Source organism: Candidatus Zixiibacteriota bacterium (assembly GCA_036397555.1).
In the GTDB taxonomy this organism is placed as follows: domain Bacteria; phylum Zixibacteria; class MSB-5A5; order WJJR01; family WJJR01; genus DATKYL01.
Window position 1 is genome coordinate 12,780 of the sequence record DASWIS010000031.1, and the last position, 15,854, is coordinate 28,633.

At 60.3% G+C, this 15,854-nt stretch carries 14 protein-coding genes; 11 read left to right on the plus strand and 3 right to left on the minus strand.

Annotated features, from left to right (window positions below; genetic code table 11):
- Positions 1-3 precede the first annotated feature (3 nt).
- The 3 genes from VGB22_09435 (at position 4) to VGB22_09445 (ending at position 3,884) form a co-directional block, all read left to right on the plus strand.
- Positions 4-864, plus strand: coding sequence for a lysophospholipid acyltransferase family protein (locus VGB22_09435; protein HEX9751489.1), 861 nt, complete (start codon positions 4-6; stop codon positions 862-864).
- On the plus strand, positions 837-1,925 hold the full coding sequence (gene waaF, locus VGB22_09440) for a lipopolysaccharide heptosyltransferase II (protein ID HEX9751490.1): 1,089 nt from the start codon (positions 837-839) through the stop codon (positions 1,923-1,925). The genes VGB22_09435 and waaF overlap by 28 nt, the downstream gene beginning before the upstream one ends.
- Positions 1,926-2,129: 204 nt before the next feature.
- Positions 2,130-3,884: a hypothetical protein gene (locus tag VGB22_09445; GenBank protein HEX9751491.1), complete on the plus strand. Its 1,755-nt coding sequence runs from the start codon at positions 2,130-2,132 to the stop codon at positions 3,882-3,884.
- A 2-nt stretch (positions 3,885-3,886) separates the two neighbouring features.
- Here VGB22_09445 and VGB22_09450 read toward each other — a convergent pair whose 3' ends face one another.
- Entirely contained in the window at positions 3,887-4,207 is a 321-nt protein-coding gene (locus VGB22_09450) for a DUF3467 domain-containing protein (GenBank protein HEX9751492.1), read from the minus strand.
- Positions 4,208-4,298: 91 nt separating this feature from the next.
- Between VGB22_09450 and rfaE1 the strand changes: the two genes are divergently transcribed.
- The 5 genes from rfaE1 to VGB22_09475 all read left to right on the plus strand — a co-directional run bounded on the left by rfaE1 (position 4,299) and on the right by VGB22_09475 (position 8,824).
- Positions 4,299-5,333, plus strand: coding sequence for a D-glycero-beta-D-manno-heptose-7-phosphate kinase (gene rfaE1 / locus VGB22_09455; GenBank protein HEX9751493.1), 1,035 nt, complete (start codon positions 4,299-4,301; stop codon positions 5,331-5,333).
- A 14-nt stretch (positions 5,334-5,347) separates the two neighbouring features.
- Complete coding sequence (locus tag VGB22_09460) at positions 5,348-5,878, plus strand: adenylyltransferase/cytidyltransferase family protein (protein HEX9751494.1); 531 nt, start codon at positions 5,348-5,350, stop codon at positions 5,876-5,878.
- A gap of 76 nt (positions 5,879-5,954) precedes the next feature.
- A complete protein-coding gene (locus VGB22_09465) occupies positions 5,955-7,049 on the plus strand; it encodes an aminopeptidase P family protein (GenBank protein ID HEX9751495.1) in 1,095 nt (364 codons plus the stop codon).
- 39 nt (positions 7,050-7,088) lie between these two features.
- Positions 7,089-7,568 (plus strand): acetyl-CoA carboxylase biotin carboxyl carrier protein, encoded by a 480-nt coding sequence (gene accB / locus VGB22_09470; protein HEX9751496.1) that lies wholly within the window; start codon positions 7,089-7,091, stop codon positions 7,566-7,568.
- 74 nt (positions 7,569-7,642) lie between these two features.
- The gene (locus VGB22_09475; GenBank protein ID HEX9751497.1) at positions 7,643-8,824 is read left to right on the plus strand and encodes a type IV pilus twitching motility protein PilT; all 1,182 of its coding nucleotides are present in this window, start codon (positions 7,643-7,645) and stop codon (positions 8,822-8,824) included.
- Between the two features lie 21 nt (positions 8,825-8,845).
- Here VGB22_09475 and VGB22_09480 read toward each other — a convergent pair whose 3' ends face one another.
- Entirely contained in the window at positions 8,846-10,162 is a 1,317-nt protein-coding gene (locus VGB22_09480) for a hypothetical protein (GenBank protein ID HEX9751498.1), read from the minus strand.
- A 375-nt stretch (positions 10,163-10,537) separates the two neighbouring features.
- Positions 10,538-13,132 carry a right-handed parallel beta-helix repeat-containing protein gene (locus VGB22_09485; GenBank protein ID HEX9751499.1) on the minus strand — a complete coding sequence of 865 codons (2,595 nt, stop codon included), beginning with the start codon at positions 13,130-13,132 and terminating at the stop codon, positions 10,538-10,540.
- A 620-nt stretch (positions 13,133-13,752) separates the two neighbouring features.
- Here VGB22_09485 and VGB22_09490 point away from each other — a divergent pair.
- The 3 genes from VGB22_09490 (at position 13,753) to gcvH (ending at position 15,840) form a co-directional block, all read left to right on the plus strand.
- Entirely contained in the window at positions 13,753-13,920 is a 168-nt protein-coding gene (locus tag VGB22_09490) for a hypothetical protein (protein ID HEX9751500.1), read from the plus strand.
- Between the two features lie 50 nt (positions 13,921-13,970).
- On the plus strand, positions 13,971-15,356 hold the full coding sequence (accC, locus tag VGB22_09495) for an acetyl-CoA carboxylase biotin carboxylase subunit (protein ID HEX9751501.1): 1,386 nt from the start codon (positions 13,971-13,973) through the stop codon (positions 15,354-15,356).
- 103 nt (positions 15,357-15,459) lie between these two features.
- Positions 15,460-15,840 carry a glycine cleavage system protein GcvH gene (gcvH, locus tag VGB22_09500; GenBank protein ID HEX9751502.1) on the plus strand — a complete coding sequence of 127 codons (381 nt, stop codon included), beginning with the start codon at positions 15,460-15,462 and terminating at the stop codon, positions 15,838-15,840.
- The last annotated feature ends 14 nt before the right edge of the window (positions 15,841-15,854 follow it).

A 15,854-nucleotide genomic window follows, 5' to 3' on the forward strand; every position in this document is an offset into this window, starting at 1 on the left:
AGATTGGAATTTGCGGCAGTCTGGCTGCTGTGGCGGCTGGCCAATGCTCTTCCGGTCGGATTGTCCGATTGCGCCGGACGAGGCGTCGGACGTTTGGTGGGCATCCTCTGGCGCGCGCGCCGTCACATTGCCCAACACAACCTGTCGCGGGCATTCCCCGATCTGTCACGTCAGGAAACCAGCCGGATCGCGCGCGCGGCATTCGCCAATGTCGGCCAGACGGTGTTCGAGGTCCTACGTTTCGGTCGCAACAGCACCGAGCGAATCATCGATTCGGTGGAAGTCGAAGTTGATGGTCTCAAACATCTGGAACAGGCCGCCGACAACGGCCGGGGTGCACTCCTGATGTCGGCGCACCTCGGCAACTGGGAGCTGCTCGGGGCCTGGGCAAGCAGTCGCGGGTACGCGCTCGACATTGTCGTCAAGCCGATGCGCAATCCATTGACCGATGCATTGTACAATGCGCAGCGCAGCGCACACGACATCGGTTTGATCCGCACGCAGGTCGGCACACTGGGTATCGCGCGCGCACTGGGCGCCAAGCGCTTTGTTGCGCTGCTGGCCGACCAGTACGCCGGACGCGAGGGGGTCGCCGTGGAATTCTTCGGCCGATCCGTTTCCACTCCACGCGGACCGGCCGCACTGGCGCTGCGCTTTGGTTGTCCCATCCTCACCGGGGTTCTGGTGCGAAGACCGCACAGACCGTATCTCGCCGTGATCGACCCAGCGATACCCGTGACGCGCACCGGAGACGAAACGCACGATGTCACGGCACTGACGCAGGCATTTACCGCGCGGATCGAGTCGTACGTTCGGCGTTGGCCCGAGCAGTGGTTATGGACGCACCGCCGGTGGCGCGATTAGCGATGTCACAGTCGATTCTCGTGCGTGCGCCCAATTGGCTAGGCGATACGGTGTTGGCTCTGCCGTTTCTGGCCTCGTTGAAAGCCACTGCGCCGGAGTCACGCGTAACCTGTCTGTGCCGTCCCGACTTGGCCCCGCTCTTGAGCCGTGCCGTGGGAATCGACGGCGTTTTGCCATTGGACGAAACACACGGCGCGCGGGGCTGGAGGTCGCTCCAGCGGAACGCTAAGCGACTCAGGGCACACCGCTTTCATTTGGGGTTCTGCCTGCCGCCGTCGTTCGGCGCAGCATTTATGCTCTGGCGCGCCGGCGTCAAACGGCGGATCGGATACGCCTCCGACCATCGTCGCCTCTTTCTGACCGAATCGCGCCCGTATCTGCCCAACGGCAGGCGCGCGCATCGCGTCGAGGGGTATCTGGCATTGTTGGAATGCGTTTGGCGCAATCCGACGCAAATCAGTCAGGTGACGTTCGACCCCGGGGACGAGTCACGGCGTGATGCCGTTTCTCTCTTACGGCAGTGTGGCGTGCCCACGGGCCCCGCGATACTCGCGATCGGGCCGGGATCGGCGCAGCCGAGCCGCATCTGGTTTACCGAACGATATCGAGCCATTGCATTACGCTGGCTGGACAGCAGGGCCGGTGTTGTCATCGCACTCGGCTCGCACTCTGAGCAAGACCTGTGCGCACGCGCACTGAGCGGATTGGATACTTCGCGCGCATTCACACTGGCAGGGCGCGCCTCGATTCTCCAGACCACGGCGATACTGGAGAAGGCGCGCGTGTACCTGGGGAACGATTCCGGTCTGGCCCACCTGGCGGCGGCGGTTGGAGCGCCGACTGTGGTGATCTCCGGTCCAGGCGATCCCAACGAGGTCGAGCCACGGGGCCGGACCGTGCTCAGTGTCAAGGAAGAGGTCTTTTGCGCCCCGTGTTATCGTGGGCACTGTTGGCGAACGGATCACCCGTTAGAGTGCCTCGACAAAGTCACGACTGAAGAAGTCTGGCACCAGATTGACGGAATGTCCCAACAGACTCCCGATCCCCGGTCGCGCCACTGATAGTACTGGCGCACAATGACTTAAGCGACCGTTGGGAGCATCGGTATGATTCACCCCCGTCAGGACAAGTGCAACTCCGACAGCACGTTTGCGTACACAACACCCGGTGGCGACGTTCCTGCGAAGCCCCCAGAGAGGCAATCGTCCATGCGGATGTGTTATCACTTTTCCTTCGGTAGACCAGCAATTCGGACCGGAATCGCCATGCTGGGACTGGTCGTAATGTCGGCATGGTCCGGCATGAACGTCTCACAGGCCCAGACGGTCATTTCGATTCGTGGTTTGAATGAACACGATTTTGGAGAGACGTCCTTTGTGATACTCAAGGACACGGATGTCCGGATCAGGGCCGTGGGCGCCGAGACATCCCAGCGCGGCCGGTTGTTCTCTTACCCGTGGCTCCTCAACGCCGACACGCGTGATGTGGTCTGGACGATGCAGGATGAAGTCACCGAGCCGGTGAAGGGCTCCGACTGGCTGCGTGAATGTTCCGACCGGTTGCATTTACGCAAGGGAAACTACGAGATGTACTATTATGCGGGCTCGCCATACTACTTCGATGGCGAATTCGATTCCGGGCATGATCTCTCCGAGTTCTTCGAGAAGTTCGGTGAGCGAATCCAGGAGTGGACCCAGTGGGCCATGGACGGGAATCACAAGGAGCTGCGCCGATTGGCGCGTGAATATGAAGTGACCCTCGAGTGTCCGGCCGACGCCATACGCGAAGGCGGTGGCCGCACAATACGGGTCCCCGCAATCGATTTGTCTGAACCGGACAATGACAGCTATGAACGGGTCCGCTTCGCCGTCAGCACCGACATAAGCGTCGAGATCTACGCGATCGGCGAGTATTGGGGTTCGTCGGGAGAACTGGTCGACAAGGGCTGGATCGCCGACGCCGCCAGCGGACGAATCGTTTGGGAGATGACCGACGACAACACGGACCGCGCGGGCGGCGCCGAAAAAAACCGACGTTTTCGCGGGCAGGTGCGGTTGCCACAAGGCGAGTATGTCGCTTACTATATCACCGATGACTCGCATACCGCGGACGACTGGAACTCGCCTCCGCCGCACGATCCCCACGGCTGGGGCCTGCGCATCTTTCCGGTGAGCCAGTCGGATCGTGCGAGTATCACACGCGTGGCGGATCGACCCGATGCGACGGCGCTCGTCAGACTGACCGGGGTCGGTGACAATGAATTGCTCAGCGAGGCCTTCCGTCTTGAGAAGGAGAGCCGTCTGCGCGTGTATGCGCTCGGCGAGTACGACCGATTCAGCGATTGTATGGCCGACTACGCATGGCTGAAAAGCGGGGACGACGGACAGAAAATCTGGGTGATGAGCGGATCCAACACGCTGCCGGCGGGCGGCGCGGACAAGAACAGAATGTTCGACGGCGTTGTTGATCTTTCACCCGGCGAGTATGTGCTCTACTACGTCACCGACGGTTCCCACTCGTATGCCGACGGTTGGAACTCCTCACCGCCGTTCGATCAGCGCGCGTACGGTGTCTCTGTCTACGCGGGAGAGACCGACTTCGACCCCGTGGTTTTCCAGCGCGTTGACCAGCGCGACGTACGAGAACGCAATGCCATCGTGTCGATCGTATCGTCGCAAGACGACAGCGAACTGAGCCGGCGCTTCACGCTCACCACGCCCACGCGCGTGCGCATCCACGCCGTCGGCGAGGGCGACCGCAACGGAATGTACGATTATGGCTGGATCGAAGACCTCGACGCCGACGACGTGGTCTGGGAGATGACCTACCGCAAGACATCCCATGCCGGGGGCGCGGACAAGAACCGCCTCGTTGATCAGGTGATCCTGCTGGACAAGGGGGAGTACGCTGTCTACTACGTGACCGACGGATCACATCATCTGGGCGATTGGAATTCCGATCCGCCGGAAGATCCAACCATGTGGGGAATCATCATCACGCGGGCGGGCGACGGTGAGTGATGTCATGCATTCGGCGTACCCTCGCGCGCGGGCGACGACTGAAACCCGATATTCTTCTCGTCGGCGCCCGCCAGTTTGATTTGTCCGTGCGACGACTCGAACTTCTTGATGTTATCTTCCAGTGCCTTGTGCAACATTTTTGCGTGGGCCGGGGTCATAATAATGCGGGCGTACACTTTCGTCCGCCGCGCTCCGGGCGTGACACGGGCGAAGTCGATGACAAATTCCTGCGGTGAATGGACGATCATCGCCATATTCGAGTAAATCCCCTCTGCCTCGGACTCGCCCACCTCAAGGTTGATCTGCTGTTGACGCACCTGCACGGTAATTCCTCCTTGTCTAAATCACGGTCCACGGTATACCATCGCCTCAGGAAAGTCAATCGGCCCCGCCGGGCGTTCCGTGCAGACTGACATGCCCATCGCCTCCGACCGTTATCAGCTCAACGACGTGCTTGATCGCTTTGACGGTTTGCCGATTGTCGTCGTCGGCGATATCATGCTCGACGAGTATTGGTGGGGGCGCGTCGAGCGCATCTCGCCGGAGGCGCCGGTGCCGGTGGTCTCTGTCGAACGGCGCGAATTCAAGCTCGGCGGCGGCGCTAATGTCGCCCGCAACATACGGGCGTTGGGTGGACGGCCAGTGGCCGTCGGCGTCATCGGGCCCGATTCGGCCGCGCGCACGATCCGTGAGCAGATGCGTGAGCACGCGTTAAGCGATGAAACTCTCATCGTGGACACGGGGCGCCCGACGACCCAGAAGACGCGCATCGTCGCGCACCACCAGCAGGTCGTACGGGCCGACGTCGAGGACACAAGCGACGTTTCCGATGACGTGACCAAGCGTCTGATAGACGTCTGCCGGACCGCCATGCAGACCGCCCGGGGCGTCGTCATTTCCGACTACGGCAAGGGCGTGGTCACCCGAGCGCTCGTCGAATCGATCGTCGCCTGTGCGCGGGAACGGGACCTCTTTGTGGCGGTCGATCCCAAGGACGCGCACTGCTCGGTCTATCGGGGCGTGACCACATTGACGCCGAATCACCACGAGGCCGCCTTCATGGCGGGGCGGCGAATTCGTGATTTGGAGTCCCTTCGTCGGGCCGGATTTGAATTACTGAAAACCCTGTCGGCGGAGTCGTTGCTGGTGACACGCGGTGAACACGGCATGGCTCTGTTTGAACCGTCCGGGGAACTGACGCTGATCCCGACCGTGGCGCGGACCGTCTTTGATGTGACCGGCGCCGGGGACACAGTGATCGCAGCGGTGGCGATGGGACTTGCGGCCGGCGGGAGTATGATGCAGGCGGCATGCATCGCCAACGTTGCTGCCGGTGAAGTCATCAAAGTGCTCGGCACCGCGTCGACGACGACCGACGCCATCCGCGAACATCTCCCGCACATCGATGCCGCCCGCATCGAGCGGCAGAATCACCACGTATCGTCCTGACGGGCTGAACTGACGTGCGCGATCATCCGCGTGACCGCATTGTCTCCCGGCTCCGGTTGCTGACCCTGCGCCGTGGCTGGCTGCGGGCCCGGCAGCGTGTTGTCTTCACCAATGGAGTCTTTGACATTCTCCATCGCGGGCACATTGAGTTGCTGGACAGGGCGAAGTCGGCAGGGGACATCCTGATTGTCGGGTTGAATTCAGATGCGTCGGTGCGCCGCCAGAAAGGGTCAAGTCGTCCCATTAACCGTCAGCGTGACCGGGCGATGGTTCTGGCATCCCTGCGCCCTGTCGATTACGTGTGCATATTTTCATCCAATACCCCACTCGACCTCATTAAGGCATTGCGGCCCAACGTGTTGGTGAAAGGGGCAGAATACAAATCCGGACAAATCGTCGGATCAGGCGAAGTGCGATCCTGGGGGGGAGTGGTTCTTAGATTCCCGATGAAGCGAGGGTACTCAAGCTCCCGGTCGATCCGCGCCGGACAGATTCGCAAGCGGCGACGATACAAACCGGGGATTGCACCCCAGCATGCCGATTGAATAGCGCTTGACAGCCCGAGTGTCGCAGCGGCACAGTCTCAAGGGACAGCATGAGGAAAGGACGTGGCAGTAGGACATGGCATTCACTCTGACCGACTACAGACGGCGTCAAACAAACCTCAAAAGGCGATTGGCCAGGCAGGACCTGGATTATGCCGTCACGACGGACGCGGCCCATCTGCGCTACCTGGTAGGGTACACGGGTTCCAATGGACTGCTGCTCCTGGGCAACGGTACTCCGGAGTTTTACACAGATGGTCGCTACCGGGAGCAGGCCCGTCGGCAAGTCCGTGGCGCGCGCGTCAATGTCGTGCGCGGGGGCGATTTGCTCGTCGAGTTGTCGCGTTATCGCGGGTTTTCCGGTGGCCGGCCGAAGATCGGGTACGAGCCGCATCTGCTGAATGAACGCAGCGCACAGCGGATGCGCGAGTCGGCAAAGAAAGCCCTGTTTGTGCCCATGGACAACATTCTTGAGCCGCTGATGCAGGTTAAGGATGCGTCGGAAATTTCATGTATCAAAAAAGCGGCCGCTATTGCCGATACGGCCTTCGAGCATGCCCTCACGGTGATTCGTCCGGGGGTGCGTGAACGCGACGTGGCGGCGGAACTCGAGTATCGGATGACGCGCTCCGGGTCGGAGCGTGTGGCGTTTGAGACCATCGTCGCCTCCGGTCCCCGCTCCGCCCTGCCGCATGGGCTGGCGTCCGACCGCAAGATCACCTCGGGTGATTTTGTCACGTTGGACTTCGGTGCGACGGTCGACGGGTATGTGTCGGACATCACCCGCACCGTGGTCGTCGGCCGTGCGACACCGCGCCAGAAGCGCGTGCATGCCTTGGTGCGCCGCGCGCATCAACGCGCGATAACGCGCGCCCGCGCCGGGATTCGCTGCTCGGCGCTGGATCGTGCCGCGCGCAACCTCATTGCTCGGGCCGGGTTCGGAAATCGCTTTGATCATGGTCTGGGCCACGGTATCGGACTGATCATCCATGAGGGACCGGGTATCAATCCTCGCAATGAGGCGGTGCTGAAAACCGGGATGGTTGTTACCATCGAGCCGGGTGTATATTTTCCTGGCTGGGGCGGGGTCCGCATCGAGGACGATGTCCTCATCCGTCCACGGGGATGCACGGTGATCACACAGTCTCCTCGCGAATTGATTGAATTGTAAGGCGGGTTCCCGTCGGGTTTCCCGGCGAAGGGGGAGGCCATGAACGTTGAGAAGATTCGCAGTCTGATCCGACTGGTCGAGGAATCGAACATTGACTCCTTGGAGATCCGTCCCTTTCTGCGAACTGCAGTCCGGATCACGAAGAATCGCTCCGCCGCGCACAACGGATCCTCTCCAGGCGCCCCTTCGCAAATCGATCCCATGCCAACGAACCCACAGCCAACTGCGCCGACCAGGCTCCATACTCTCGCCGATGCACCGCAAAGCCACCTGATCCCGATTACGTCGCCGATGGTCGGCACGTTCTACCGTGCGCCCTCCCCGGGCACGCCGGCGTTTGTCGAGGCGGGGCAATCGATCAAGCCGGGCGATACGCTTTGTATCATCGAAGCGATGAAGCTGATGAACGAGATCGAGTCGGAGCACTCAGGACGAATCGTCAAGGTCTTGGTGGACAACGCCCAGCCGGTCGAGTTCGGACAGCCGCTGTTCCTGTTGGATCCGACCCCCGTGCCGTAACGGGCCCTCGACGAGTCCCTCGGGGGTGAGATTGACCCCTTTATCAACCTGCACGACACGCCGATAACTACCCTGTGGCATCGGAATATCTGCCCGTTTCCGGGCGGAGCAATTTTAAGCTGCGACCATCGGAGGATACGGCCGTGGAGTTCAAAGACCTTCTCAAGGAAATGTCGGCCCGCAAGGCCTCAGACATGCATGTTCGTGTGGGAGTGCGCCCCTGCCTTCGCATCGACGGGCATCTGACACCGATCGAAACGGACGTGCTGAACGAGGAAGCGGTCGAGCGGATGGTGGCCGAGGTGCTGACCGAGGACCAACTGCGCCGTTTCAACGCACGACATGAGATGGACCTCGCGCTAAGCGTGGCTAAGATGGGACGCTTCCGTCTCAACATCTTCCGTCAGCGAGGCACCTCCGGTATGGCTGTCCGCCTGGTGCACACCGATGTTCCGACGTTCGACGAGTTGAACCTGCCGGAAGTGGTCCGCAAGCTCTGCCAGCAGCGCCGCGGGCTGATCATCGTGACCGGCACGACCGGATCGGGCAAGTCGACGTCGCTCGCCGCGATGGTCGAGGAGATCAATTCCACCCGCGCCGAAAATATCCTGACCGTCGAAGACCCGATCGAGTACATGTTCCGCGACAAGCAGAGCATCGTCTCGCAACGTGAGGTCGGCAGCGACACCGAGACATTTGCCGCCTCGCTCCGGCATGCGTTTCGTCAGGACCCCGATGTCATCTTCATCGGTGAGATTCGCGATCTGGAGACGATGTCGATCGCGTTGACCGCCGCCGACACGGGGCACCTGGTGATGACCACGCTGCACACCATGAACGCCATCGAGACCATATCTCGTATCATCTCGTTTTTCCCGCCCCACCAGCACCAGCAGGTACGTTTGCTGCTGTCGGGCACGTTGTCGGCGATCGTCTCTCAGCGGCTGCTGCCGCGTTGCGATGGGCCGGGACGCATTCCGGCGGTCGAGGTCATGATCGGCACCGCGGCGATCCGCGATGCCATCCTCGATCCGGATAAGACGTCGCTCATCCACGACCTGATCGAGAGCGGCAGTTCGCAGTACGGAATGCAATCATTCGATCAGTCGATCATGCGCTGGTATCGTCAGAATGTCATTTCCTACGAGTACGCGATCGCCAACGCCTCGAATCCCGACGATTTCGAGTTGCGTCTGCGCGGCATCACCGGCGCGGCCGACCGCGGCTGGCAGGAGTACGAGCAAGTCTCCGGCTGAGCCCACGAGCACACGCACGCGCTACTCCACGCACGGATCGCAAAACGCGACCGCCGGATTGGCCGAACGAAATGCCACGTCGACGAACTTGACGACGTCAAACACGTTAGTCACGCCGTCGCAATTCACATCAGTCTGTGCTCGGTTGCACTGAGGTCCGGGGTCGTTCTGCTCCGGTGACGACCGGAACGCTACATCGACCGACTTGACCACATCGAACACGTCCGCCCGGACCCCATCGCAGGATGGATCGCCATGGCAAACACAGACACACGGAACGGGAGGGGGCACGCAGTTGCCCGACGGATCACAGTTGACACAGCCGTTGCCGGGAAAGGCTCTGAATTGTTTTTGTCCGGTCTTGACATTGGAGAATTCCAGCACCCCATTCTGATCGAGGTCCAAATAATCCCACTGCCGATAGAGATTTCCGTAAGTGTCGAAGTCCCAGACACACGACTGCACGAAGCTGTCTGCGACCGGATCCCATTCCCAGACTTGAAACTCGGGGAAAAACTCCAGAACCATCTCGTCTAAGCCATCGCAGTCGATGTCCGCGGCGTAATTCTGGCTGGGCCCCCCCCACCCGGTCGATTGCTGAAAGAGTTTTACCTCCGCAAACTGATTATTACCTGTTGCTTGAAGCAGCGAGTGCGTGAACCCGAGATCCCCCCGAAAGCTTCCCAAGATTGCGCACGGCACACCACCGGGGAATGGGCGGCATACGGCCGCCCAGTGTCCGGCAACCTGCCCGGGAATCTGGCCGACGACAGCCAGAGTTGAATCCTGCCACTCCAATAGACCGTATCCCTCCCCATTCCCGTTGATGAACTCGACCCGTCCGTCGTTGTCGAAGTCGGCCGCCGCTACCGATCCGACGCTTCCCTGAGGGGCCGTTATGTCCGAGATGATCTCAAAGGTGTCGGCAATGGCGGAGAAGTCGATCACAACTGCTCGGGCGTTAAAGCCCCAATCGCTGGCCAGGGTGTACAGCTCAAGTGCAGAGTCCGAGTCCAGATCAATTGCCACCGGGTACATTTCGATGTTCATTCCGGGGAACACAAAGTGTCCCCTTGGCTGCCAATCCGGCGCCGAGAGGATGTCAAGGAAGCCGTTAAAGCCGTCACCTCTTTGAAGGATCAGTTCTATTTGACCGTCACCGTCCAGGTCCTCGGCCAGCAACACTTGCCCCCACGGTACGGCCAACGGCCGACTTGACAACGTGAGTGCAGAGTCGATTTGGTGAATTATGACTTGTTCATTAATCCAGGCTCCAATATAGATACTCGTCGTCTGCGAATCGTAATCGATGTGAACGGCGTAGCGCTCATCGGTCACAGCGAATTCTATTAGTGGCAGGCATGCGTCGCCCGCGGGCGGGTCAGTTGACAGAATCCCGGGAATCGGATATACCTCAACCTCTAGGACTGTGATAGGGTACTTACCGGCTGTGTCACTTGACGTACGAAGGGGGAACAAGACCGCAATACTGCACGTCAGACAGAGCGCCGTAATGATCCTCAGCTTGTTCGTGCTCTGCAATGCTACCGAGAATCTATACATCGCCACCGACCTTCAGATGAATGCAGCACGAATGAACTTGAGCAGCCGGCGGGCGGTCGCGCTCGCCGGCCGCATCGTGACCTCTACTCCTCGCACCAGAGTCGACTGCTCGATTGAGACCAACGGAACCGAGCAGCCCTCCCGCACTACTTACCGCATCAGCACCATTTTTTTTGATTGTGTGAGGCCTCCCGAGACTACACGGTATAGATATACGCCGGAAGTGACCTCACGTTCGCGGTCGTCAGTCCCATCCCAGACTACCTGATGCTGCCCGGCTGCTATCTCTCCGTCGACGAGCTCTCGCACACGCTGGCCGAGAATGTTGAACACCTCGACCCGCACGTGACCCGCTACCGGAAGTGAAAACCGGATCGTGGTGGCTGGGTTGAAGGGATTGGGATAGTTGGAACCGACACTGAATTCCTCGGGCAGAGCCGCGAGCGACTCCTCGACAAACTGAATCGCCCGCTTGCCCAGCGGGTCCTCCTCCAGCCACGGGGTATAATCGGTCTGGTAAAACAGCGATGAACTCGGCGGGTCGGCGCCCCACCAGTTCCCCTCCGCCTTCAAATCGCCGCCTCCAGGGCCAAACTGCATGCTGCTGTGATAGACGTAGTACACTTCCGATTCCGAGGTGATGGAATTGCCGCCGGGATCGGTCGGCGAGACTCCGAGATCGGACGTGCTGTTGCTCGAATAGAATCCCGTCTGGCCGTAATCCTGCAACCGCGAGTCACGCAGTACGACCTTGCCGCCGAGGGCGTAGACTCCATACGGCGTCCAGTTCTCGTTGTACTCCTCGCTGATGAACTCACAGCCGGTGAGATGCGTCTCGCCGCCGACCGTGTACAGGTGGGCGGTCGTGAAGAACCCCTGCACATCCGTGCTCGTGATCTCCAAGTCGTCGGGATTGGAGAGGTACAGCCCGTAACCGCCCGGTCCGAGGACTGTGCAACTGTCGATTGTGCCGGCCGAACCGGATGTTGCGATTCCGGTCTCGCAGTTCTCGATGTGGCAGCGACGAATGTCGGCGTCGCAGTTGACGAGCTGGATGCCGGTTCCCGCCGAGGCACCGGTCACCGTGTCATGAATCAGCACTGCTTCGGAGTAGAGCCGGAAACCGTTCAGTGAATTCTCAACGTGGACACTTTGAATCGTATCCGCTGCCGCTCCTTCTTCGTATGTCACGCCGACGACGGCATCGAGGATTCGAGCGCCCTCCCCCCAGTCGACTGACCCTCCCTCGGCCACGACGATACCGTACCAGCCGCCGGGCGTCTCCGATTCGGATAAGAAAGTCGGCCTCTTGTCATCTTCCCCTTCGAGGATAAGGTGTCCTTCTACGACCAATCTGATTGAATCGGCGTCGTCCGACGCCAGCACCTTGGCGCCCGGTCTGATGGTCACTGTATCACCGGCATCGATGGTCACATCGCCGGTCAGGAGTGTCGTCAGAGCCCACTCGGCATTGCCTGTCGTTGTGCCGCTGATGCCGGTCAGGGGATAATCGCCCAAGAACGCTTGATACACCCCGTAGTCGTACCCCTGCGGTCGTATTCGATTGTCCCACCAGACCGTGTACACCCGTTCGGCAGTAGCAGCAATTCCAAGGTAATCCCCAAGGTAGCGACTTGACTCACGGATCACACACGGCTCGAAAGAGACTTCACTCAGTCGATGGTTCGTGAAGCTTTCTCCGCCGTCCTCCGAACGTGCCAGCCAGACCTCAGTCATGTAATTGTCCGCATCGCTGCGGCAGTCATAAAACGCAACATTGACTCCGCCTGCGGGATCCACGGCGATCCACGGGAACCACTGGTCGCGCCCGTTTCCCTCAGAATCTGAATTGACTCTGGTCGGATTAGTCGTATCGCTCCAGGTCAAGCCGCCGTCTGTCGAAGAAATCATAAGGATGTCGGCATCTTTGTAACCGTTCGGTCCGGCTCCGTAACGGTCGTCGGCCCACACAAGGTAGATTGTTCCCTTTCCGCCGCCTGCCGTATCAACCGCCATCACTGGAAAGCTGTGGGCCCTGAATTCCTTCGGCGGCAGCGCGTCGTCGTCGGGGTATTCCCGTATGCCGTCAACGCCGATGATGCGGGTCGCCTCACCCCACGTAGCCCCGCCATCCAGTGAGCGATTGAATCCAATCGCCGTTTCGCTCGGAACGCCAGTGTACCAATTGTCGTAGATAGCCCAGGCGGCATACAGAGTGCCATCTGGTGCGACGACCAAATTCACACCCTGGCAAATTGTGCTAATCCCTCCGGAGTCGACCACTCCCTCGCTGATGCTTATCACGGTATCGGCTGGCTCCGGCCAGAGATCTATCGTCGTGCGGCTGAACGCGATGTTGCGGTGCGTGAAATTCGGATGCGCATTCAGGCTCGTCCACGCCACGTAGATGTTGCCTTCATACGAACCAGACGATTGATCAATCGCGAGGTGCGGCTTATCGGGATTGTAGTAGTTTGTCTCCAGGGTGTCCGTATCAGTAACCCATGTGGCACCGCCGGTCGTCGACTTCCTCATGAATAAATTCCAGTAGAAGCCGGTGTAGCTCATGTAGACGAAATACGCGTTCCCCTCCGCGTCAAAAGCTACCGCGGGGTCCGTCCCTCCCGTGAGCATTCCGGCAAGCGTATCAGACCCATCCCACTGAGTTCCTGCGGTCGTCGAGTAGTAGTAGCCCTGCTTCAACTGGTATGGCGAAATCGTCAAGACGTTAGACCCTATCAACATCCTGTCCGCGTCCGCGGGGCTGAATGCGAGGGAGAGCTCCGACTGCATGGAGTTGTTGTTTGGGTGAACTCGCAGGTTTGAATAATTCGAGCGGACCACCTGGGCGGGTCCGCAGGCCGGGAACGCCTCCGTGGTGGTATCCAGCCCCCAGGTGCTCGCGGCAGTTTCAACTTCCTGACCATCCGCGCGGGATTGCTCCGGGTTGAACAGCGCAATCAAAAGTACGAGTGCAATGGCTACTGCGGGGGGGGGGGGGCGCAATCCGAGCGTCCCAACGCTCCACTTCCGTGTCCCGTGACTCATGCTTCCTCCTCTCCCTGCCCTTTTGGCGTCTGCCTCTAAGATCGGGCCAGAATAATCCTTGTCAAGCCCCCGCCGTCAGAATCTCTAAGTTTTGACAATCGCCAGCGCGCAGCATAACCCGACCCAGCTCCGATCTCGACATCGTGATGTCGGCCAAGCGCCCTGTCCTTAAGGTGCGTCCTGATCATGACTTTGAGGGTTCGCTTGGCCCGTTCGCCCGGCCATTTTAGTTTGATCCGGGCACTGGCGGTGATTATAAATCCCGCCAACTACGGTCGGGCCGGCACGGCGCGCCGGTCCGGGAGGAGGTCAACGCGATGGAAATCTGCGAGTATTGCGGCGAAGAAGTCGTCGTCGCGCCGTATCATCACCGCGGCCACACGTACTGCTCAAAGAGCTGTGCGGAAGAGCATGCGATGGAGTTATCGGCGTCAGGCGATGACGACGACGATGAGCCGTTTGATGACGATGATGATATGACCTAAGCCGAGTCCAACTCGATCGGTGCTCGCGTTCCGGACGCGGCAACACATACATGTTCAAGAAAATCCTGATCGCCAACCGTGGCGAAATCGCCCTGCGCATTATCCGCGCCTGCCGTGAGATGGGCATCCAGACTGTCGCCATCTATTCGGAAGCGGATCGTTCGTCCCTTCACGTGCGTTTTGCCGACGAGGACATTTGCATCGGTCCTCCCCAGGCGGCGCAGTCGTACCTCGACCCCAAACGGATCGTGGCGGCTGCCGAGGTAACCGGCGCCGACGCAATTCATCCCGGCTACGGATTCCTGGCGGAGAATGCCGATTTCGCCGACATCTGCCAGGAGTGCGGCATCACGTTCATCGGCCCGATGCCGAATTCGATTCGGCTGATGGGGGACAAGGCGGTTGCGCGCCGCACGATGCTCGCGGCCGGTGTGCCGGTCCTGCCCGGTTCCGATGGACCGGTCGAAGACCCGGCCGAGGCCGGACGAATTGCAGCCGCCATCGGGTTTCCATTGATCATCAAAGCGGCCGGCGGTGGCGGCGGCCGCGGGATGCGCATCTGCCGTGACCCGGCAGGCCTCCAGCGCCTGATTGCCGCGGCCTCGCAGGAGGCCCAGGCGGCATTCAACAACGGCGCCGTTTATATTGAAAAGTATCTGGAATCACCGCGTCACGTCGAGTTTCAGATCGTCGGCGATTCTTTCGGAGATGTCATCCACCTGGGAGAACGCGACTGCACGATCCAGAGGCGCCACCAAAAGCTGATCGAAGAGTCGCCGTCGCCCGCTCTCAATGAGGCCACGCGTGCACGGATGGGGGCGGCCGCGATTCTGGCCGCCGATGCCACTGCATATCGCTCCGCCGGTACTGTCGAGTTCCTCCTGGACAGCGACGGCGAATATTACTTCATGGAGATGAACACCCGCATCCAGGTCGAGCACCCGGTCACCGAGGAGCAGACTGATATCGACCTGGTCAAACTGCAGATCCTGGTGGCGGCCGGTGAGCATTTGGGCATCGCGCAGTCGGATGTCCGCGCCACGGGACACACGATCGAAGCCCGAATCAATGCGGAAGACCCCGATGCCGGTTTCCGGCCCTCGCCGGGGACGATCTCGGCCTTCCATGTGCCCGGCGGGCATGGAGTGCGAGTCGACACCCATGCCTACGCGCCCTACGCGATTCCGCCGTATTATGACTCCCTGCTGGCCAAGTTGCTCGTTCATGGTAAAGATCGCGACGAAGCGATCGTGCGCATGTTGCGCGCGTTGGATGAGTTTATCATCGAGGGAATCGCCACGACCATTCCCTTTCACCGAAAGGTGATCGATTCGGCGGAATTCCGTTCCGGACGATTCGACACAACCTTCGTGGAACGGCACTTTGCCGCGGCACGAGAGCAAGCCCAGCCGGTCTCTGAGCCGCTTCCCGTGTAGTCATCCGCCCGGAAGATTTCCGTCACATTCTCACTGCAAGCACTTGCACGCGGCCGGGGCATTTCGGTTATTTTGCGGCCTGTTCTTACACCCGGGAGGCACCGTGACGCTGATCAAAGACAACTTGCGATACACCAAAGAACACGAATGGATTCTCATCGAGGGTGAAGTCGGGACTGTCGGGATCACCGACTTTGCGCAGGGGGAGCTGGGTGATGTCGTCTACCTTGAATTGCCCGAGGTCGGCGCCCCGGTCACGTTCGGCGAGTCATTCGGCACGATCGAGGCGGTCAAAGCCGTCGCCGAACTCTACGCCCCGGTTACGGGTACGATTACTGAGGTGAATACAGCCCTCTCAAACCAGGCGGCGCTCGTCAACTCCGACTGCTATGGAGCGGGTTGGATGGTCAAAATCAAGCTGTCGCATCCATCCGAAGTCGACGGGCTGTTGTCTCCGAAGGACTATGAGCAACTGACGGCGTAGCGGAGTATCGACCG